We start from the raw sequence: 19,915 nt of genomic DNA, 5'->3' as shown, positions 1-19,915 counted from the left end.
CGGTGACAAAAAGTCAGGTGCAAGGGGCTTGCATCCGGATCAGGGCTTCTGTATCCACACTGTCACAACGCGGGCGTTGTGTAATGGTAAGACCTTAGCCTTCCAAGCTAATGACGCGGGTTCGATTCCCGCCGCCCGCTCCAATCCCCCCTATCGCAAACAACAGACGTCACCCCGCCGCGGGTGCGATCCGTGCAGGTGCTGTCCTGTCTGCGCGGGGGGCTTGCCGCCGTGGGCCCATCATGGCAGGCACCTGTCGCCGGAGCCGCGAAGCCTTGGGCGCACCGGACACCTCCACGAAAAAAGGGAACGTCTCGTGATGAGACATTCCCTATGAGACAATGGTTCTGGAAAAGGTCACTCGTGTCGGGCTGTGCCTCACTTCGTCAGGATCAGCTTGCCCGCGCGGGTGATGCGCAGCGTGTAGACCTGACCGTTGAGAAGGATATTGGCCTGATTGCCCCCTTGGGTCAGCTCTTCGGCGGCATGAGCGGGCAGGGCTTGGGTGAAGCTGGGCGAAATGGTCATTGGTTTCTCTCAATTCTGTCTAGCATGTGGTCGATTGCGCCAGTGCGCGGGCTGAGGCCGTCGCAGAGCGCCTGCACGAGATCTGCAAGGGTGATCGGGGTCAGTTTACCCTGTCGTGCCTGCGAGGCAGGGCGGAGGGCCGGGTGGTGGGGCATGTCCATATCCTTTTTGGCAAGCAGCTGGTGGGGTCACTGGCGATGTGTGTTTAATCTGAGTGAAATTCTCGGGCTTGTAAAGCCTGATAGTTATAGTCAGGTATTAAATTCGCAATTTTCTGCCCAAAGACCGGTGCAGACAAAGCCCGCCGCAGCGTTTATGGTCATTCCATGAGCATAAACCGCGATCTTTCTGCCGATAATGCCCTGGATGCGTCGCATCCTCTGGGGCTCGAGGATTCGGCATGGACCGAGGTGCTCACGGCGATGGACCGGACCTATGCCGAACTCGTCGATTATCAGGCCCAGCTCGAGGACCAGAGCCATGCACTCGAGGAGATGCGCTCCTATCTGGGTTCTATCATGTCCTCGGTTTCGGATGCGCTGATTGTCGTCTCGCGTCAGGGACGCGTCGAGGATACCTCGCATTCGGTGGCGCATATGACCGGGCGACCCGCACGCAGTCTGGCACAGATGGATGTGCTGGATCTGGTGGCAGGCGAGTCGCGCCAGCGTCTGATCGCTGCACTGGCGGACTGCACCGGAAACCGTGCGCCGGTGACGTGCGAGCTGAGCCTTGGCGGTGTCTCGGGGGATGTCCTTCTGGAGATGTCGATCAATCCGCGTTTCGATGATCGGGGTCGTCTGACGGGGCATGTGCTGACGGGCCGTCCGGTGGGAGAGCTGCGCCGTGCCTATTCGGAGCTTGCGCAGAGCCATAACGCACTGAAATCGACGCAGGCGCTTCTGGTTCAGAACGAGAAACTGGCTTCACTGGGGCGGCTTCTGGCAGGGGTGGCACACGAGCTGAACAATCCGATCAGCTTCGTCTATGCCAATACCCACGCGATGGAGCGCTATGCCACCAAGTTCGAGACCTATTTCAACGAGGTCCAGCAGGGTGCCACGCGCGAGCGGCTGACCGCACTGCGCGAGGAGCTGCGCCTCGACCGCGAGGTGCGCAACCTGCGCGAGGCCATTGCCGGAGCGCGCGACGGCGCGGAAAGGGTGCGCGATATCGTCGAGGATCTGCGGCGCCTGTCGTCGGATGGCTCGGGCGAGAGTGTGATCTTCGATCTGGTCACCGTGGCGCGCACTGCCGCCCATTGGGTGGCCCGTGGGGCGGATCGAGGGATTGCACTCCGATTCGTGGGACTGCCCATGGTGCAGGCCATGGGCCGTGCGGGCCATATCCAGCAGATCATCATGAACCTCGTGCAGAATGCCGCCGATGCGCTCGCCGGTATCGAGGAGCCGCAGATTACCTTCCATGCCAGTCAGGAAAATGGCATCGCGCGGTTGAGCGTCTGCGATAATGGCACGGGCATTCCCGAGGAGGTGGCGCGTTCGATCTTTGATCCGTTCTTCACCACCAAGGAAGTCGGACAGGGCACGGGTCTGGGGCTTGCGATCAGCTACCGTATTGCTGCAGATCATGGCGGCAGTCTATCCTACCGACCGAACGGAACGGGCGGGGCCTGCTTCACTCTCGATTTGCCGCAAAGTAGATTACCGGACACCAAGACGACGGGGTCACACGAAGTATGAATGTTCTCTGGCTGCAATCCTCGGGCTGCGGTGGCTGCACGATGTCGCTTCTATGCGCCGAAGGTCCGACGCTTTTCGACCGTCTGGAAGGGGCGGGGATCGAGATGCTCTGGCATCCCTCGCTCAGCCTCGAAACCGGCGCCGAGGCGCGTCGCCTTCTGGAACGTGTGGAGGCGGGTGCGATCGCGCTGGATGTGCTCTGCGTCGAGGGGGCGATCGCCCGCGGACCGCGGGGCACGGGCAAGTTCCAGATCCTTGCTGGTACGGGGCGGTCGATGCTCGACTGGGTCTGTTCGCTTGCGGGCCTTGCGCGCCATGTGGTGGCGGTTGGCACCTGCGCGGCCTATGGCGGGATCACCTCGGCGGGCGAGAACCCGTCAGATGCCTGCGGGCTGCAATATGAGGGCTCGCATGAAGGGGGTGTGCTGCCCGCAAGTTTTCGCGCCAAAGGGGGGCTGCCGGTGATCAATGTGGTGGGATGCCCGACCCATCCCGACTGGGTGACCGAAACGCTGATGATGCTGGCCGAGAACCGGCTGGGCGCGGACGATCTCGATGGTCTCGGGCGGCCTTTGTTCTATACAAGCCATCTGGTCCATCACGGCTGCCCGAAAAACGAGTTTTACGAATATAAGGCCTCGGCGGTGGCGCTTTCCGATATCGGCTGCATGATGGAGAATCTGGGGTGTATCGGCACGCAAGCGGTGGGCGATTGCAATATCCGGCCTTGGAATGGCACTGGCTCCTGCACGCGGGGCAATTATCCCTGTATCAACTGCACCGCGCCCGAGTTCGAGGAGCCGCGCCACAGCTTCACCGAGACGCCGAAGATTGCCGGTATTCCGGTGGGGCTGCCGACCGATATGCCCAAGGCTTGGTTCATGGCGCTGGCCTCGCTGTCCAAGGCCGCAACCCCCGACCGGCTGGCGCGCAATGCAGTGGCCGACCGTGTGGATGTGCCGCCCACGCTACGGGTGCGGGGCCGCAAATGACCACGCTGGTGATGGGCCCGTTCAACAGGGTCGAAGGTGATCTGGAGGTGCAGCTCGATGTCGCGGAGGGCGCGGTGACGCAGGCGCGGGTGAACGCGCCGCTTTATCGCGGCTTCGAGCGGATGCTTTTGGGCAAGGCCCCGCAGGATGCGCTGACCATCACACCGCGGATCTGCGGGATCTGCTCGATCAGCCAATCGGCCGCTGCGGCGCGGGCCTTGGGCGCCGCGATGGGGCTCTCGCCCACGCCGCAGGGTGCGATGATGGCGGCGCTCATCCATGCGGTCGAGAATGTCTCGGACCATCTGACCCATTTCAACCTCTTCTTCATGCCGGATTTCACCCGCCCTGTTTATGCGGGCCGTGCCTGGCATGCGCGCGCGCTCCGGCGGTTCACGCCAATGGAGGGCTCGGCCCAGCGGGCGGCGATCGCGGCGCGGGCCGAATTGATGCATATCCTCGGGTTAATGGCCGGAAAATGGCCACATACGCTGGCGATCCAGCCGGGCGGGGTCACCCGCGCGCCGGGGCCGAGCGAGCGGATGCGGATCAGATCGGTGCTGCGCGGGTTCCGGCGCTATCTCGAGGAGGTGGTGTTTGGCGCGCCGCTCGATGAGTTCGCGGCGCTGGGCAGCCTGTCCGGTCTCATGGCATGGCGGACAGGCGATGCGGGACTGTTTCTCGAGATAGCGCAGGATCTGGATCTGGGGGCCGCGGGGCGCGGGCAGGGGCGCTATCTGAGCTTCGGGGCCTATCCGCTGGCCGAGGGGTTCGGGTTTGCACAAGGCGTCTGGGATGGGGCGCTGGCGCCTCTGGATCTGAGCGGGCTGGTGGAAGACCCCGCGCATGCATGGATGCTCGGGAATGCCAGCCATCCAGCGCATGGCGAGACCCGCCCCGACGAGATGATGCGCGAGGACGCCTATAGCTGGTGCAAGGCGCCGCGCCTTGACGGGCGGGTGTTCGAGACCGGTGCTCTGGCGCGGCAGGTCATCGACGGGCATCCTCTGGCACGGGAGGTGGCGGGCGCGGGGGTGCTGGGACGCGTAGCGGGGCGGCTTCTGGAATTGGCGCGCACGCAGGTCTTGATGGAAGCATGGGCCGAGGCCATCGACCCGCAGGCGCGGTTCATGGAGCGCGGTGAGGTGCCAAAAGAGGGCGTGGGTGTCGGTCTGGTCGAGGCCGCGCGGGGGGCTCTGGGGCACTGGCTGCGGATCGAGCGCGGGGTGATCGCGGGCTATCAGATCATCGCGCCAACGACATGGAATTTCAGCCCCCGCGATGTACAGGGTGTGCCCGGGGCACTGGAAGCCGCACTTGTAGGTGCGCCTGTGGCCGAGGGGGAGGAAACACCTGTCTCGGTGCAGCATATCGTGCGCAGTTTCGACCCCTGTATGGCCTGCACCGTCCATTGAGCGGGTTCTGAGCGCAGGTGCAGGTGTAGGGGCAAGGGGCTCTGCCCCTCTTGGGGCCTGACGGCCCCAATTCACCCCGGGATATTTAGGGACACTGGAAGATGAAGAGCGTCGAGATCCGCGTGCGGGGGCAGGTTCAGGGGGTGGGGTTCCGCCCCTTTGTCTGGCGGCTGGCGCATGATCTGGGTTTTGCGGGTCATGTCCTGAATGATGCGCAAGGGGTGGTTATCCGTGCGCGGGGTGCGCGGCTTGCGGAGTTTGTGGAGGCGCTTCGCGCGCAGGCGCCGGTTCTGGCACGGGTGGATGCGGTGGAGGTGGCGCCTTTTGCGGGCGAGTTGGGTGAGGGGTTCGAGATCGTGGCCTCGGAAGCGGGGGCCGTGCGCACGCGGGTGACGCCGGATGCCGCGACCTGTCCCGACTGTCTGGCCGAGACATTGGGCACGGGGCGCCGCGGTGGCTATGGTTTCACCAATTGCACCCATTGCGGGCCGCGCTTCTCGATCGTGACGGGGCTCCCCTATGATCGGGCGCAGACCACGATGGCAGAGTTTCCGCTTTGTGCGGATTGCAGGGGCGAGTATCTTGACCCGTCGGACCGGCGCTTCCATGCGCAGCCCGTGGCCTGTCCGATTTGTGGTCCGAGGATCTGGACTGTTCCAGAGAGTGCGGATTGGCTGAAGGAGGCTGCAGCGCGGCTCCGTGGGGGAGATATTCTTGCGATCAAGGGGTTGGGCGGGTTCCATCTGGCCTGTGATGCGGGAAATGCGGCGGCAATCGCGCGGTTGCGGGCGCGCAAGAATCGCCCGACCAAGCCGCTGGCGGTGATGGGGGATCTGGCCATGATCGGGGCCGCTTGCCATCTGGACGCGCTGGAGCGCGCGCGGCTGGCCGCGCCGGCCGCTCCGATCATCGTGCTGGCGCTGCGTGACGAGCCTGTTGAGGTCTGTGCCGGAGCGCTTGCTCCGGGACAGGACAGCTTGGGCTGGATGCTGCCCTATACGCCGTTGCACCATCTGCTGATCCGGGCTGTCGCGCGGCCTCTGGTGATGACCTCGGGCAATGGCTCGGGGCAGCCGCAGGTGATTTCCAACGAGGCGGCGCTGGCCGAGCTGGCCGAAATTGCGGACGGGTTCGTGCTGCATGATCGCGCCATTGCGCGCAGGCTCGATGACAGTGTCGAGCGGATCACTCCGCAAGGGCCAATGGTGCTACGCCATGCGCGGGGGCGGGTGCCCGATGTGCTGGATCTGCCCGCAGGCTTCGGGCAGGGACCGCAGGTGGTGGCCTATGGCGGGCAGATGAAGGGCGCGATCTGTCTGACCCGGGACGGTCAGGCGCTGCTGGGCCATCACTTGGGCGATCTGGATAATGTGGCCAATATCGAGGCGTTCGAGGCAGCGGATCGCGATTATCGGGCGTTATTCGACCATGTGCCCGAGGTTGTCGCGGTCGATCTGCATCCCGGGTTCCGGGCGACGCTGTATGGCGAGCGGGCTGCGGGCACGCGCCCCCTGATCCGTGTGCAGCATCACCATGCGCATCTGGCCGCCTGTCTGGGCGAGAATGGATGGGGTCTGGAGGACGGGCCGGTTGCGGGGATCATCCTTGACGGGCTGGGGCTCGGGGAAGATGGAACGATCTGGGGGGGCGAGTTGCTGCTGGGCGATTACCGTCATGTGGCGCGTGTGGCGCATCTGACGCCGGTGCCGATGCCCGGAGGGGATCGCGCCAGCCGCGATCCATGGCGCAATCTTCTGGCGCAACTCGACCATGCGGGGCTTCAGGCGCAGGCGGACAGGTTGCTGGCAGGCCAGCCGGTCGGGCTTCTGCGTCAGGCGATGGCCAAGGGGATGAACGCGCCGCTGACCTCCTCGGCAGGACGCCTGTTTGATGCCTTTGCGGCTGCGGCGGGGTTTGTCGGCAGCCAGAGCTATGAGGGCGAGGCAGCGATGGGGCTGGAGTCTCTGGCCCGCAAGGCGGGGGATACAGGCGCGGGCTATCCGTTCGGGGAGGGCGCGCAGATCGATCCGGCGCCGATGTGGCGGGCATGGGCCGATGATCCGGGCCCTGTAGAAGCGAAAGCGCGGCGCTTCCATCGCGGGCTTGCGCGGGCCTTTGCGGGGCGCGCGCGGGATCTGGTTGTGCAGGGCGCGGCGCGCGCCGTGGTGTTGTCGGGCGGTGTTTTGCAGAATGTCGTGTTGCAGGAGGAGTTGATGACAGCCCTCGGCGATGTGCCGGTGCTTTTGCATCACAAGGTGCCGGCCAATGACGGTGGGCTTGCCCTAGGGCAGGCGTTGGTCGCCATGGCGCGGGTCATGGGCGGACGGTGATGGCCGTATGGCTTCCAGATAACGGAAACTCTGGCAATCATCTATCCGGTCAATTCTATAGCGTTTTGTGAATTTTAGACGCAAGACATTATTATAAAATAATAAAAACAGCCTGTGACACTTTGTCATTTTCTTCGCGCGCCGTGGGAGCCTGCTATGGCATCCAAAGGCATACCACGCGCGGACCGGGCCTATCCCGCCTCCGCAGCCAGGCAGCAGGGAGCGAAGGTCTTGTCTAATCTCGAGACATTCTACGATGTTATGCGCCGTCAGGGGATCACCCGGCGCAGCTTTATGAAATATTGCTCGCTCACTGCGGCAGCCTTGGGTCTGGGGCCGGCCTTCGTGCCGAAGATCGCCCATGCGATGGAAACCAAACCCCGCACACCGGTCATTTGGGTGCATGGTCTGGAATGCACCTGCTGCTCGGAGAGCTTCATCCGCTCTGCCCACCCGCTGGCCAAAGACGTCGTGCTCTCGATGATCTCGCTCGATTATGACGATACGCTGATGGCCGCGGCAGGCCATGCCGCCGAAGCCGCCCTGCAGGACACGATCGAGAAATATAAAGGCAATTACATCCTCGCGGTCGAGGGCAATCCGCCGCTCAACGAGGATGGAATGTATTGCATCATCGGCGGCAAACCTTTTACCGAGCAGCTCAAACATGCCGCCGAACATGCCAAGGCCATCATCAGCTGGGGCGCCTGTGCCTCCTATGGCTGTGTGCAGGCAGCGGCCCCGAACCCGACCCGTGCCACCCCCGTGCACAAGGTCATTAACGACAAGCCGATCATCAAGGTGCCGGGCTGTCCGCCCATCGCCGAGGTCATGACCGGCGTTATCACCTATATGCTTACCTTCGATCGCCTCCCCGAGCTCGATCGTCAAGGTCGGCCGGCGATGTTTTACTCCCAGCGTATCCATGACAAGTGCTATCGCCGGCCACATTTCGATGCAGGGCAGTTCGTCGAACATTGGGACGACGAGAATGCCCGCAAGGGCTACTGCCTTTACAAGATGGGCTGTAAGGGCCCGACAACCTATAACGCCTGTTCCACCGTGCGCTGGAATGATGGGGTCAGTTTCCCGATCCAGTCGGGCCATGGCTGTATCGGCTGCTCGGAGGACGGGTTCTGGGATCAGGGCTCTTTCTATGACCGCCTGACCAATATCAAACAATTCGGGATCGAGGCCAATGCCGACAAGGTCGGTGGTGTTGCCGCAGGCGTCGTGGGGGCAAGCGTGGCCGTGCATGCCGCCGTGACCGCGCTCAAACGCGCCCAGAAGAAAAACGAGGAAGTCTGAGCATGAGCGTTCTCAATACCCCCAACGGCTATGCCATGGACAATTCGGGCAAGCGGATCGTTGTTGATCCGGTGACCCGTATCGAAGGCCATATGCGCTGTGAAGTGAATGTGGACGAGAATGGCGTGATCCGGAACGCGGTCTCGACCGGGACCATGTGGCGTGGGCTGGAGGTCATCGTAAAGGGCCGCGACCCGCGTGACGCATGGGCCTTCGTGGAGCGGATCTGCGGTGTGTGCACCGGCACCCATGCGCTGACATCGTGCCGCGCGGTGGAGGATGCGCTGGGGATCCAGATCCCCGATAACGCCAATTCCATCCGCAACCTGATGCAGCTTGCACTGCAGATCCACGATCATATCGTGCATTTCTACCACCTGCATGCGCTCGATTGGGTCAACCCGATCAATGCGCTCAAGGCCGACCCCAAAGCGACCTCGGAGCTGCAGCAGATGGTGGGCCCGAACCACCCGCTCTCCAGTCCCGGCTATTTCCGCGATGTGCAGAACCGTCTGAAGAAATTTGTCGAGAGCGGGCAGCTTGGCCTCTTCAAGAACGGCTATTGGGACAATCCCGCCTATAAGCTGCCGCCCGAGGCGGATCTCATGGCGACTACCCATTATCTGGAGGCGCTGGACCTCCAGAAAGAGGTGGTGAAACTGCACACCATCTTCGGCGGTAAGAACCCGCATCCCAACTGGCTGGTGGGCGGTGTGCCATGCCCGATCAATATCGATGGCGTGGGCTCGGTCGGCGCGATCAATATGGAACGCTTGAACCTTGTGAAATCGATCATCGACAAGGGGCTGGAGTTCAACCGCAACGTCTATATCCCCGATGTGATCGCGATTGGCGGTTTCTACAAGAACTGGCTTTACGGAGGCGGTCTGTCTTCCAAGGCCTGCCTCGCCTATGGCGATATCCCCGAGAATGCCAATGATTTCTCGCCCGAACAGCTGCATCTGCCGCGCGGCGCGATCATCAATGGCAAGCTCGACGAGGTCCATGATGTCGATGTGCGCGACCCCGAGCAGGTGCAGGAATTCGTCGACCACTCCTGGTATGAATATGGCGAGCCGGGGCTGGGCCTACATCCGTGGGACGGCGAGACCAATCCGAAATTCGAGCTGGGTCCGAATGCCAAGGGCACCAAGACCAATATCGAAGAGCTCGACGAGGGCGCGAAATACAGCTGGATCAAGGCACCGCGCTGGCGTGGCCACGCGATGGAGACCGGTCCGCTGGCGCGCTATATCATCGGCTATGCCAAAGGCCATGAGGATATCAAGGGCCAGGTCGATGGCCTCCTGCGCGATATGGATCTGCCCTTCGAGGGCATCTTCTCGACGCTGGGCCGGACTGCCGCACGGGCGCTTGAATCCGAATATTGTTCGCGCCTGCAGCTGCATTTCTATGACAAGCTGATCAACCGCATCAAATCGGGCGACCAGTCTACCGCCAATATCGAGAAATGGGACCCGAGCACTTGGCCGAAAGAAGCCAAGGGTGTGGGCATGACCGAGGCGCCGCGCGGCGCGCTGGGGCATTGGATCCGCATCAAGGACGGGCGTATCGACAATTACCAATGCGTGGTGCCGACAACGTGGAACGCCTCGCCGCGCGATGTGCAGGGCAATATCGGGGCCTATGAGGCGAGCCTCATGAACACGCCGATGGAGCGCCCCGAGGAGCCGGTGGAGCTGCTGCGCACGCTGCATTCCTTCGATCCCTGTCTCGCGTGCTCGACCCATGTCATGTCGGATGACGGGCAGGAGCTGACCACGGTCAAGGTGCGCTAAAGGGAGGAAAGACTATGAAATATCTCGCTATACTGGCCGTTTGGGCCGCCACGCCTGCACTGGCCCATGAGGGTCACCCCACGGCTTCTGGCCCGTTCGGGCACGAGATCTCGCATCTCGTTCTGGGCGCGGTGGCGATCGGGGTGGTCTATCTGGTGGTGGAACTGGCGCGGAAGGTCTTCGGCAAGTCCAAGGAGGACTGAGCCATGGCCGAGAAGCATATCCACCAGCCTGCGGCCGACGCCTCCGAGATCATGCCGGGCGCACGGCTGACCGGAGACGCCACGGCGGCCGATATCGAATCCATCCGCCGCCAGAATTCGGTCTATGTCTACGAGGCGCCGGTCCGGCTCTGGCATTGGGTCAATGCCGCCTGCATCACGATCCTCTGCGTCACCGGCTATTTCATCGGCGCGCCGCTGCCCTCGATGCAGATCGGCGAGGCGACGGAGCAGTTTGTCATGGGGTATATCCGCTTCGCGCATTTCGCGGCGGCGATGATCGTGACGGTCGGTTTCTTCGGGCGCATCTACTGGGCGATGGTGGGCAATCATCATGCCAAGCAGATGTTCTATGTGCCGGTCTGCAACCTGCATTTCTGGAAGGAGGTGCTGTTCGAGCTGCGCTGGTATCTGTTCATCGAGAAGAAGCCAAAGAAGTATGTGGGGCATAACCCGCTCGCGCAGCTCGCGATGTTCTCTTTCATCACGATCGGGCTGACCTTCATGCTGGTGACCGGCTGGGCGCTTTATGCCGAGGGCGCGGGGCAGGGCTCGCTGCCCGATACGCTGATGGGCTGGGTGCTGGGGATCGTGCAGAACAGCCAGCGTCTGCACACGCTGCATCATCTGGGGATGTGGGCGATCATTATCTTCATGATCATCCATATCTATGTGGCGATCCGCGAGGATATCATGTCGCGCCAGTCGATGGTCTCGACGATGATCTCGGGTCACCGCACCTTCAAGGACGACGAAATAGAGTGATTTCATAAGTCATTTAAGTATGCCGCGAGGCGTCGGAGGTGGTGCTCCGGCGCCTTTTTTCGCGTCTTCGTGAGGGGGCTTTGCGGGAACGTGTCTGTCGCGCGCGCGTTGGTTGGTCAAAGGAATTTTCAGGAGATCTATCATGGCTGACCAACCCGATCTGAAGGCAGGTGTCCGTTTTGAGACGCTTGAAGAGAACCAACCGCTAACCGGCACCTTCGGCGATCAGGAGGTCACCGTGGTCCGGCAGGGGGATCGCGCCTTCGCTGTCTCGGCACGCTGTACCCATCTGGGTGCCGATCTGGGCACTGGTATCGTGGCGGAAGGCGAGATCCGCTGCCCCTTCCACCATGCGCGGTTTGACCTCGAGACCGGCGAGGCCACCGGTGCGCCCGCCATCACGCCTCTTGGCTGTTACAAGGTCGAGATCGCGGGGGGGATCTTGCGTGTCACCGGCAAGCAGGGCCAGCCCGACGCGCCGGATGCCTCCGGCAGCCGTGAGAGGATCGTGGTGGTGGGCGCGGGGGCCGCGGGCCATGCCGTGGCCGACCATTTCGTGACGGCAGGCGAAGGTGCGCGTGTGACGCTGATCACCGAGGATCTCGATGCGCCTTATGACCGGACCTTTGTCTCCAAACAGGTGCTTTCGGGCGCGAAAAACCCCGAGGAGGCCGCACTCCCCTTCGGCCATCCGCACAATCCGCGCCCCACGATCCTGCGTGGGGTGAAGGCCGAGGCGATCAACCGTCAGAAAAAACAGCTGCGCCTGTCGGACGGGCAGACGCTGCCTTACGAGACGCTGGTTCTGGCCACCGGTGCCACGCCGATTACGCCCGAATTCGACGGTGCCGACCATGAGGCGGTTTTCACTCTTCGCAGCCTAGCCGATGCCCGCGCCATCCTCGGGCGCGCGGAACGGGCGAAATCGATCGTGGTGCTCGGTTCGTCCTTTATCGGGCTTGAGGCGGCAGGGGCGCTTGCCTCCGAGGATCGCAAGGTCCATGTGGTCACACAGGACAAGGTGCCGATGGAGAAGACCCTTGGCGCAGAGATCGGTCACTTCGTTCAGAGCCAGCACGAGGCGGATGGGGTCAGTTTCCATCTGGAAACGACGCTGACCAGCTATGACGGCGCACAGGTCACGTTGAAGGATGGCCGCAAGATTGACGCTGATATGGTCGTGCTGGGTGTAGGCGTGAAGCCCGATCTGGCGCTGGCCAAGGCGGCGGGGCTGGAGTTGGCCGAGAAAGAGAACGGTGTGCAGGTGGATACCCATTTCCGCACCTCCGATCCCGCGATTTACGCGATTGGCGATATCGCCAACTATCCCGCCTGTGACGGTTCGGGCCGGTTGCGCATCGAGCATTGGGCCCATGCGGGCGATCAGGGCGCACATCTTGCGGCCTTCCTTCTGGGCGAGACCGATGGGGGCTTCGACCGGATTCCGTTCTTCTGGACCAAGCAGGGCGATGCGCAGTTGCGCTATGTCGGCCACGGCTCGCCTGCGGACGGAGTGCGGATTGACGGCAAGCTTGAGGAAAAGGATTTTGCCGCCCATTTCAAGGGGAGCTTCCTGCAAGGTGCGCTCGTGACCTGCAACCGCGATGTAGAGGCACTGGAGACCGAACGCGATTGGGAGCGCTGATCCGCAAGCTGGATAGTTTACATCCTCTTTCTGAGTGAACTGGAAAGCTATATTCTACCTAAGTTGGGCGCAGGATGTAGCTTTTCATGTTTTATTTATGAATAACAACATCATAATTAAATAACGCGATTAATGGCGATGGGCTCCTTTTTTGGGAGCCTGCTGGATATGGTCACATAACGACCGGAGGCGCAAAGCCTCTTGCCAGCGGGCGAAAGGAGGACGCCATGCCAGCCACCACCACGCAGATACCGCGTAATATCCTGGTTCTGGGAATCGGGAATGTGCTCTGGGCCGATGAGGGCTTCGGGGTGCGCTGCGTCGAGACGATGGCGCAGACCCATGCTGTGCCCGCGAATGTGCGGCTGATGGATGGCGGCACGCAGGGTCTGTATCTGCTGCCCTTCATCGAGGATTGCGACGCGCTGATCGTGTTCGATGCCGTGGATTTCGGGCTGGAGCCCGGAACGCTGGTCACGCTGCGCGACCGCGATGTGCCCGCTTTCATGGGCGCCAAGAAGATGAGCCTGCACCAGACGGGGTTTCAGGACGTGCTGGCAACGGCCGAGCTGATGGGCCATGCGCCCGATTACATCACGCTGATCGGTTGCCAGCCCGAGGAGATCGAGGATTATGGTGGCGGATTGCGGGCCGTGACCTCGGCCCAGATCCTGCCTGCCATTGACGAATGTATCCGCGAGCTGGGTCGCTGGGATATCGGCGTGACCGAAGGCCGCACCGAGAGTGGAGATCTCGCCGATATCTCCATCCAGCGCAGCGCCTATGAGGGGGGCCGCCCCGACGCGGAAGATGCCTGCCGTATCGGTGATCACCGCTTCTTTCCTCCGGCCGCCAAGGGGCGCGCCTGATGTGTGTCGGTGTGCCTTTGCAGCTGCTTGCGCGGGACGGCATCTGCGGTGATGTGATTGAGGATGGCCAGCCACAGATCATCGACCTGTCGCTGACCCCCGAGGCCGAGGCCGGTGACTGGCTTCTGGTCTTTCTGGGGGCGGCACGCGAGGTGATTTCGGCCGGCGAGGCGGCCAAGATTTCGGCGGCCCTGGATGGCCTGCGCGCGCTGATGACCGGCGGCGATCTGGGGGCGGCATTTGCCGATCTGGAAGCCCGCACCCCCGAACTTCCCCCCCATCTGGCTGCTGCTGCCGCGCAGGGCCGCAAGACCGCCTGAAGGATTATCCCATGCATGATTTCGTAATGCCCAGTGACGTGACGCCCTCGGGAGAGGTCCATCCCCTCGTGCAGCGTTTGAGTAACGAGTTCTCCTATCCCCGCCTTGCCACGATGGAGGCGGTGGCCGAGTTCACCGGCGCCGAAGGGGTGCACTGCCTCTTTGTGCCCGGGGATGCCAAGCGCAATCTGGAGACGCCCGATGCGGCGGTGGTTCTGCCCGAGCTGCGGATGACCTTCCAGAACATGTTCGACTGTGCGGTGATCGATGACGCGATCGAGGCCGAGCTACGCCAGGAGACCCGCGCGCTGAAGACCCCGGGCTTCCTGTTTTACCGCGACGGCACCTATCTGGGGGCCATCGAGAAAGTGCGTGACTGGGATGACTATATCGCCCGCACCTCGCATATCCTTGATCTGAAAGGTTGATCCCATGGTGAGTAACTTCCATCTGCCGCCTATGGGCTTTGGTCCCGGCTCTCAGGAAACCGGCGAGGAGCTGGAATATATGGAGTTGCCCTCGGGTATGCGCACCTATTCTGCGCATATGCCCGAGGTCGATGACCCCTCCGCTGTGACCCCTGCGCTGAAGACGCTGGCCGATATCGCCAAGGCCGCCGAGGCCTGTGCCAGAGGCGGTATGGCGAGCTTCGATCTGTCGGGGCTGGATGCGCCCAACCGCGCCCTGATCGCCGAGACGATGGGGCAGGGCGAAGTTGCCATGAAGATCCGTGGCATCCCTGCACTGATGGTGCAGGAGAGCGTCTTTGCCGGTGTCTGGTCGGTCGCAGGAGCGGGTGTAGACCGGATCGAGGTGGGCCCTGTGCCAGCGGTCTCGATGACCCGCGCCTTCGAGCCTTACCGCGAGGCGCAGGGGCCGCAGGCCGCGCGCCCCAATGGCGTGGTCAATGCGCCCGCGCTGGTGGCCGAGCTTTACGATAAATCCGAGACCTATCGTGGCGGGCTGCCGCATGTGGTCAATCTGACCCTGCTGCCCCATACCGAGGAGGATCTGGTCTGGCTCGACCGCGTGCTGGGCGAGGGCGCGGTTACCATCCTGTCGCGTGGCTACGGTAATTGCCGCATCACGGCCTCCGCGCTGCGCAATGTCTGGCGGGTGCAGTTCTTCAACTCGATGGATACGCTGATCCTTGATACGTTCGAGGTGACCGATATGCCCGAGGTCGCTCTGGCGGCGCCCGAGGATCTGGAAGACAGCGCCGAGCGCATCCGCGAAGTGCTGGAGGCAATTCGGTGAGCGGGTCGATGAGCGCGCCGGTGACCGGCTTCGAGGGCAGCTATATGGGCGCCTATGACCGGATTTCGGATCAGGCGCTGATGGAATGCAAGATCTGCTGGTCGACCTATGATCCGGCGATTGGCGATGATTTCCGGCAGGTTCTGCCCGGAACGCCGTTCAATGCGCTGCCCGATGACTGGAAATGCCCCAATTGCGACGCGCCCAAGGCACAGTTCATGGTCCGAGAGGATCCGGGCGCGCCGATGATGATCGAGCAGCGCCGCATCGACGAACAGGTGCGCAACCTGATCGCCGATTTCCGCGAGATCTGGAATTCGACCATGCGCGATGTGCCCTTGTCGAACAAGGCGCTCTCGGTCGAGGCGGTGGGGTTCCGCGCCCATGAGGGGCGCGGGCTCGGGGTTCTGTTCAGCCCGTGGTTCATGAATCTGGTCCTGTTGCCGGGGGCCGATGAGGATTGGTCGGGGCTGAAGGCCGGTGCCAAGGAAATGGTCGACTTCCCCTCGGGCTGCTACGAATTTATCCATAATACGCGCGCGCAGACCGGCGGATACAAGGCCTGTTCGCTCTTCTCGCCAATGGAGGAATTCCAGACGCAGATCCAAGCGCGGGAGGTGGCGCAGGCCATTATGGCCGAACTGTTCAAACAGGAGAACCGTGCCGAGACAGACCGGCGCTCGGAAATCCGTTCCTCGCGCGAGGCGGAGCTTGCCGAAGCCCGCGCGAATGAGGCACACTCTCTCGAGGAGACCCCGATTGCAGAGGGTGCCGGTCTGACGATCCCGTCGCGCAGGCAGATCATCTCGGCCGGACTGGCCAGCGAGGTGATGGCCATCGAGCCTCCGGTTGCGGGGGTGGAGAGGGAAGCGGAATGAAACAGGTTCTGGGTATCGGGTTGGAACGCCATGGCGATATGATCGCGCCGAAGCTGGTTCTGCCTGCGCCCATGCCTGTGGGTGAGGTCATGCGCGGCCGCGATCCGGAGGCGGTGGCCCAGATGATGGGCCGGCTCTTCAATCTATGCGGGGCGGCGCAATCGCAGGCCGTGCGGCTGTCGCTGGGCCTGCCCGCAGATGATGACGACACCCGCCGCGAGATCCTGCGCGATCATATGGCCAAGCTGTTTCTCTTTTGGCCCAAGGCGTTGGGCCATGCGTCCCCACCCATGCCCGAGGGCTGGCAGCGGGCTCAGCCCGCGCTTCTGCGCGACCTCTGGGGGATGGGCGAGATCCGTGACCTCGACGCGTGGCTGGTTTCGGGGCAGGGGCTGTCGCCCCTGATTTCGGCGATCGACCGGCTCTTTGCGCCGCATGAGGCGGTAGCACGGGTGGCCGATCTGTTCGACCCGATGCTGAAAATGGCGCAGGAGAATTCTCCCGCCGGTCGTATGGCTTTCCACCCGCTGATGAAACAGGCCGAGGAAACTCGTGGGCGCGGGCCGCTCTGGCGTGCTCTGGGCCGGCTTCTGGATCTGACGCGGATCATCACGCGGCCTGCAGGCCCTGTCCTGCGCCCCGACAATACCGCACTCGTCGCGGCGGCCCGCGGCACCTATGCGCTGCGTGGGCATCTTGCAGGCGGGGTGGTGGAGACGCTCGAACGGGTGACGCCCACCGACCATCTTCTGGCTCCGGGCGGGGCGATGGAACTGTCGCTGGCCACATTGCCATGGCGCAAGGCGGGGCTCGCGGCGCTGGTCGTCGATATTCTCGATCCTTGCATTGCGGTCGAGATCAAGGGGGTGCCCCATGCATGAGATGGCGATTGCCGAAGGGATCCGTGGCGTGGTCGAGGACGCGGCGCGGGCCAATGACGTGCGCAAGATCACCAGGCTGCGTCTGGAGATCGGACGTTTTGCAGGCGTCGAGAAACACGCGCTGGAATTCGCCTTCGAGGTGGTGATGCGCGGCTGCCCCGCCGAAGGGGCGGCGCTGGAGATTATCGATCTTCCCGGTCGGGCGCTGTGCTACGACTGTATGGAAGAGGTGGAGATTATGGACCGTCTGGACCCTTGCCCCAAATGCGGGGGCGGCAAGCTGATGCCTCAGGGCGGAGACGAGATGCGGATCAAGGATATGGAGGTGGCGTGATGTGCACGGTATGTGGTTGCAGCGGTCATACGATCGAGGATGAATTCAAGGCCCATCTGGCAAAGCAGGGGGCGGATCTGGCGCGCGGCCAGCGCCCCTTCGAATGGCCCACGCTGGCGCCCGCCAAGGCGATGGCGCAGCCCCAGGCCCGCAAGCAGACGCAACAGCCGGTTGTCTCCGACGGGCTCGATATCCATTGCGGCCATGGCGCGGCGGGCGTCGAGGTGCCCGGTTTCTCGCAGGCCCGCCTAATCGAGATCGAGACCGGCATCCTGTCGAAAAACGATATGTTCGCGCAGCGGAACCGTGCGCGTCTGGCGCAGGACGGGATCTTTGCCACCAATCTCGTATCATCGCCCGGTTCGGGCAAGACGACCCTTCTGTGCCGCACCATCGAGATGCTGGCGGACCAGCCTCTGGCGGTGATCGAGGGCGACCAGCAAACCACCAATGATGCCGACCGTATCCGTGCCACCGGCGCGCAGGCCATTCAGGTGAATACCGGAAAGGGCTGCCATCTGGATGGCAAGATGGTGGAAACCGCGCTCGACCGTCTGGGTCTGGGCCGCAACGCGCTTCTGTTCATCGAGAATGTCGGCAATCTGGTTTGCCCTGCAGCCTTCGATCTGGGCGAGGATGCCAAGGTCGCGATCCTCTCGGTCACCGAGGGAGAGGACAAGCCACTGAAATATCCCCATATGTTCACTGCCGCCAAGATCGCTCTGCTCAACAAGGTCGATCTGGCCCCCTATTGCGATGTCGATCTGGATCTCTACGAGGCCAATCTGCGCCGCGTGAACCCCGATCTCGCCATCCTGCGCGTCTCGGCGCGCACGGGCGAGGGGATGCAGGCCTGGCTCGACTGGCTGATGGCGGGGCTTGCCCGCAAGGCTGTCTGATGGCCCCCGCACCTCTGCCATCGGTTCTTCTGGTCGATGACGAGCCGCATTCGCTGACGGCGATGAAGCTCGCGCTGGAAGACGAGTTCGAGATTTTCACCGCCCCCGATGCGGGCGCGGCCTTGGGCGTGCTTGAAAACGAATGGATCCAGGCGATCCTGTGCGACCAGCGCATGCCGGGCCGGACGGGGGTGGATTTTCTGACCGAGGTGCGCGAGCGCTGGCCCGAGACCGTGCGTATGATGATCACCGGCTATACCGACAGCACCTCGATGGTGGCGGCGATCAACGAGGCGGGTGTGCACCAGTTCATCGCGAAACCATGGCATCCCGAGCAGCTGTTGATGGCGGTGCGCAATGCGGTAAAGCTGTTCCAGCTGGCGCGTGATAACGAGCGGATGCAGCTGGAGATGCGCTTCCTGTCCAGCACGTCGGAAAGCCGTCTGGAAAAGCGCCGCCGTGCGCTGCGCGAGGGAATGGGGTTCGAGACCATCCTGCGCAGCCCCAATTCCGCGATGAACGACACGGTGGCCATCGCGCGGCAATATGCCAGTTTTGACATCCCTGTCTTGCTTGGCGGCGAGGCGGGCACCGGCAAGGCGCAGCTGGCACGGGCGATGCATTATGGCAGCCTGCGTGCGGAAAAGCCGTTTTACGAGTTCAATCTTGCTGGCGTGCCCGAAGAGCTGGCGATGGTCGAGCTGTTCGGGGCCAAGCGTGGCGTGCTGCCGGGCGGCGTGAACCGCATCGGGCTGATGCAGAAGGCCGATCGCGGGACGCTCTATCTGGCGGGGGTCGATGAGGCATCCCCCGCGATGCAGCTGGCGCTGTTGCGGGTGCTGACCGAAGGCTCGATCACGCCTCTGGGCGGGCAGGAAACCGTGGGCACCAATCTGCGGCTTATCTGCGGGTCGAATGTCGATCTGCGCAGCAAGGTCGCCGATGGGGCCTTCCGCAGTGATCTTTATTATGCGCTGTCGGTGGGCGAGATCGGGCTTCTGCCGCTGCGTGCGCGGCGCGGCGATGTAGCGATGTTGGCCCAGCATATTCTGGCCGAGGCGGCCTCGATCCATTCGAAGCCCGTGATGGGATTTGAGGCTCCGGCGCTGGAGTTTCTGGAGAATTACGACTGGCCGGGCAATCTGCGGGAGCTGACCAACGAGGTCACGCGCATGCTGATTTTCGCGCAGGAGAATGTGCTGGGGGCCGAGCTGATCTCGCGCCATATCCTGCAGGCGGCACCCGCTGAGGAGGGCGCGGACCGTTCTGCCGAGGAAGACGCGTTGCAGGCCAATGGCCAGCTGAAGGACCGGATCGAGTTGATGGAAATGCGGATCCTGCGCGAGACGTTGACCCGCCATCGCTGGAACAAGAGCCGTGCGGCCGCCGAGCTGGGCCTGAGCCGTGTGGGGCTCAGGGCCAAGCTCGACCGTTACGGGATTATGGGCCCTCAGGCCCGCGTGGAAGAGGAGGATGACTGATGTGTCTGGGCATTCCGGGACAGATCGTCGAGATCAGTGACGAGGCGCGGATGATGGCCGTGGCCGAGGTGTCGGGGGTGCGGCGCGCGGTCAATGTGGCCTGTATCGCCGACGGGCCGCTTGACGGGCTGATCGGCGAATGGGCGCTGATCCATGTGGGCTTTGCCATGGCGCGGATCGACGAGGACGAGGCCGCGCAGACTTTGGCGGCACTCCACGAGCTGGGCGAGACGCAGGAGGCGCTTGAACAGATGGCGGCCGGTGATGCGGCGCTGGAAGGGCGGGTGTGA

At 63.1% G+C, this 19,915-nt stretch carries 20 protein-coding genes and 1 tRNA gene; 20 read left to right on the top strand and 1 reads right to left on the bottom strand.

What is annotated here, in order from left to right; genetic code table 11:
* Positions 1-69: 69 nt before the first annotated feature.
* Positions 70-143 (top strand) — tRNA-Gly (locus VSX56_RS16750).
* A gap of 235 nt (positions 144-378) precedes the next feature.
* Here the strand turns inward: VSX56_RS16750 and hemP are convergent.
* On the bottom strand, positions 379-528 hold the full coding sequence (gene hemP, locus VSX56_RS16745) for a hemin uptake protein HemP (protein ID WP_339113322.1): 150 nt from the start codon (positions 526-528) through the stop codon (positions 379-381).
* A 326-nt stretch (positions 529-854) separates the two neighbouring features.
* Here hemP and VSX56_RS16740 point away from each other — a divergent pair, with 326 nt between their 5' ends.
* The 19 genes from VSX56_RS16740 (at position 855) to hypC (ending at position 19,915) form a co-directional block, all read left to right on the top strand.
* The gene (locus VSX56_RS16740; RefSeq protein WP_350938728.1) at positions 855-2,231 is read left to right on the top strand and encodes an ATP-binding protein; all 1,377 of its coding nucleotides are present in this window, start codon (positions 855-857) and stop codon (positions 2,229-2,231) included.
* Positions 2,228-3,223: an NADH-quinone oxidoreductase subunit B family protein gene (locus VSX56_RS16735; protein WP_350938726.1), complete on the top strand. Its 996-nt coding sequence runs from the start codon at positions 2,228-2,230 to the stop codon at positions 3,221-3,223. The genes VSX56_RS16740 and VSX56_RS16735 overlap by 4 nt, the downstream gene beginning before the upstream one ends.
* Complete coding sequence (locus VSX56_RS16730; RefSeq protein WP_350938724.1) at positions 3,220-4,638, top strand: nickel-dependent hydrogenase large subunit; 1,419 nt, start codon at positions 3,220-3,222, stop codon at positions 4,636-4,638. Before VSX56_RS16735 ends, VSX56_RS16730 begins: the two co-directional genes overlap by 4 nt.
* A 101-nt stretch (positions 4,639-4,739) precedes the next feature.
* Positions 4,740-6,968, top strand: a complete 2,229-nt coding sequence (hypF, locus tag VSX56_RS16725) for a carbamoyltransferase HypF (protein WP_350938722.1) — start codon at positions 4,740-4,742, stop codon at positions 6,966-6,968.
* Between the two features lie 231 nt (positions 6,969-7,199).
* Positions 7,200-8,276, top strand: a complete 1,077-nt coding sequence (locus tag VSX56_RS16720; protein WP_350938720.1) for a hydrogenase small subunit — start codon at positions 7,200-7,202, stop codon at positions 8,274-8,276.
* Between the two features lie 2 nt (positions 8,277-8,278).
* Positions 8,279-10,075 (top strand): nickel-dependent hydrogenase large subunit, encoded by a 1,797-nt coding sequence (locus tag VSX56_RS16715; RefSeq protein WP_339113316.1) that lies wholly within the window; start codon positions 8,279-8,281, stop codon positions 10,073-10,075.
* A 14-nt stretch (positions 10,076-10,089) separates the two neighbouring features.
* The gene (locus VSX56_RS16710) at positions 10,090-10,278 is read left to right on the top strand and encodes a hypothetical protein (RefSeq protein WP_339113315.1); all 189 of its coding nucleotides are present in this window, start codon (positions 10,090-10,092) and stop codon (positions 10,276-10,278) included.
* Positions 10,279-10,281: 3 nt separating this feature from the next.
* Positions 10,282-11,061, top strand: a complete 780-nt coding sequence (gene cybH, locus VSX56_RS16705; protein WP_350938717.1) for a Ni/Fe-hydrogenase, b-type cytochrome subunit — start codon at positions 10,282-10,284, stop codon at positions 11,059-11,061.
* A 142-nt stretch (positions 11,062-11,203) separates the two neighbouring features.
* Entirely contained in the window at positions 11,204-12,706 is a 1,503-nt protein-coding gene (locus VSX56_RS16700) for an FAD-dependent oxidoreductase (RefSeq protein ID WP_350938715.1), read from the top strand.
* Positions 12,707-12,933: 227 nt separating this feature from the next.
* On the top strand, positions 12,934-13,575 hold the full coding sequence (locus tag VSX56_RS16695) for a HyaD/HybD family hydrogenase maturation endopeptidase (protein ID WP_339113312.1): 642 nt from the start codon (positions 12,934-12,936) through the stop codon (positions 13,573-13,575).
* A complete protein-coding gene (locus VSX56_RS16690; RefSeq protein ID WP_339113311.1) occupies positions 13,575-13,895 on the top strand; it encodes a HypC/HybG/HupF family hydrogenase formation chaperone in 321 nt (106 codons plus the stop codon). Before VSX56_RS16695 ends, VSX56_RS16690 begins: the two co-directional genes overlap by 1 nt.
* An 11-nt stretch (positions 13,896-13,906) precedes the next feature.
* The gene (locus VSX56_RS16685) at positions 13,907-14,323 is read left to right on the top strand and encodes a thioredoxin domain-containing protein (RefSeq protein ID WP_339113310.1); all 417 of its coding nucleotides are present in this window, start codon (positions 13,907-13,909) and stop codon (positions 14,321-14,323) included.
* Between the two features lie 4 nt (positions 14,324-14,327).
* Positions 14,328-15,152, top strand: a complete 825-nt coding sequence (locus VSX56_RS16680) for a hydrogenase expression/formation protein (protein ID WP_339113309.1) — start codon at positions 14,328-14,330, stop codon at positions 15,150-15,152.
* Between the two features lie 20 nt (positions 15,153-15,172).
* Positions 15,173-16,030, top strand: coding sequence for a [NiFe]-hydrogenase assembly chaperone HybE (locus VSX56_RS16675; protein ID WP_350938792.1), 858 nt, complete (start codon positions 15,173-15,175; stop codon positions 16,028-16,030).
* Entirely contained in the window at positions 16,027-16,911 is an 885-nt protein-coding gene (locus VSX56_RS16670; RefSeq protein ID WP_350938711.1) for a HupK protein, read from the top strand. Before VSX56_RS16675 ends, VSX56_RS16670 begins: the two co-directional genes overlap by 4 nt.
* The gene (hypA, locus tag VSX56_RS16665; protein WP_350938709.1) at positions 16,904-17,245 is read left to right on the top strand and encodes a hydrogenase maturation nickel metallochaperone HypA; all 342 of its coding nucleotides are present in this window, start codon (positions 16,904-16,906) and stop codon (positions 17,243-17,245) included. Before VSX56_RS16670 ends, hypA begins: the two co-directional genes overlap by 8 nt.
* The gene (gene hypB / locus VSX56_RS16660; protein WP_350938707.1) at positions 17,245-18,144 is read left to right on the top strand and encodes a hydrogenase nickel incorporation protein HypB; all 900 of its coding nucleotides are present in this window, start codon (positions 17,245-17,247) and stop codon (positions 18,142-18,144) included. Before hypA ends, hypB begins: the two co-directional genes overlap by 1 nt.
* Entirely contained in the window at positions 18,144-19,625 is a 1,482-nt protein-coding gene (locus VSX56_RS16655) for a sigma-54-dependent transcriptional regulator (RefSeq protein WP_350938705.1), read from the top strand. The genes hypB and VSX56_RS16655 overlap by 1 nt, the downstream gene beginning before the upstream one ends.
* A complete protein-coding gene (hypC, locus tag VSX56_RS16650) occupies positions 19,625-19,915 on the top strand; it encodes a HypC/HybG/HupF family hydrogenase formation chaperone (protein WP_350938703.1) in 291 nt (96 codons plus the stop codon). Before VSX56_RS16655 ends, hypC begins: the two co-directional genes overlap by 1 nt.

The organism is Thioclava kandeliae, assembly GCF_040297545.1.
GTDB classification, from domain to species: Bacteria; Pseudomonadota; Alphaproteobacteria; order Rhodobacterales; family Rhodobacteraceae; genus Thioclava; species Thioclava kandeliae.
This window is presented reverse-complemented; position numbering and strand designations above follow the sequence as displayed.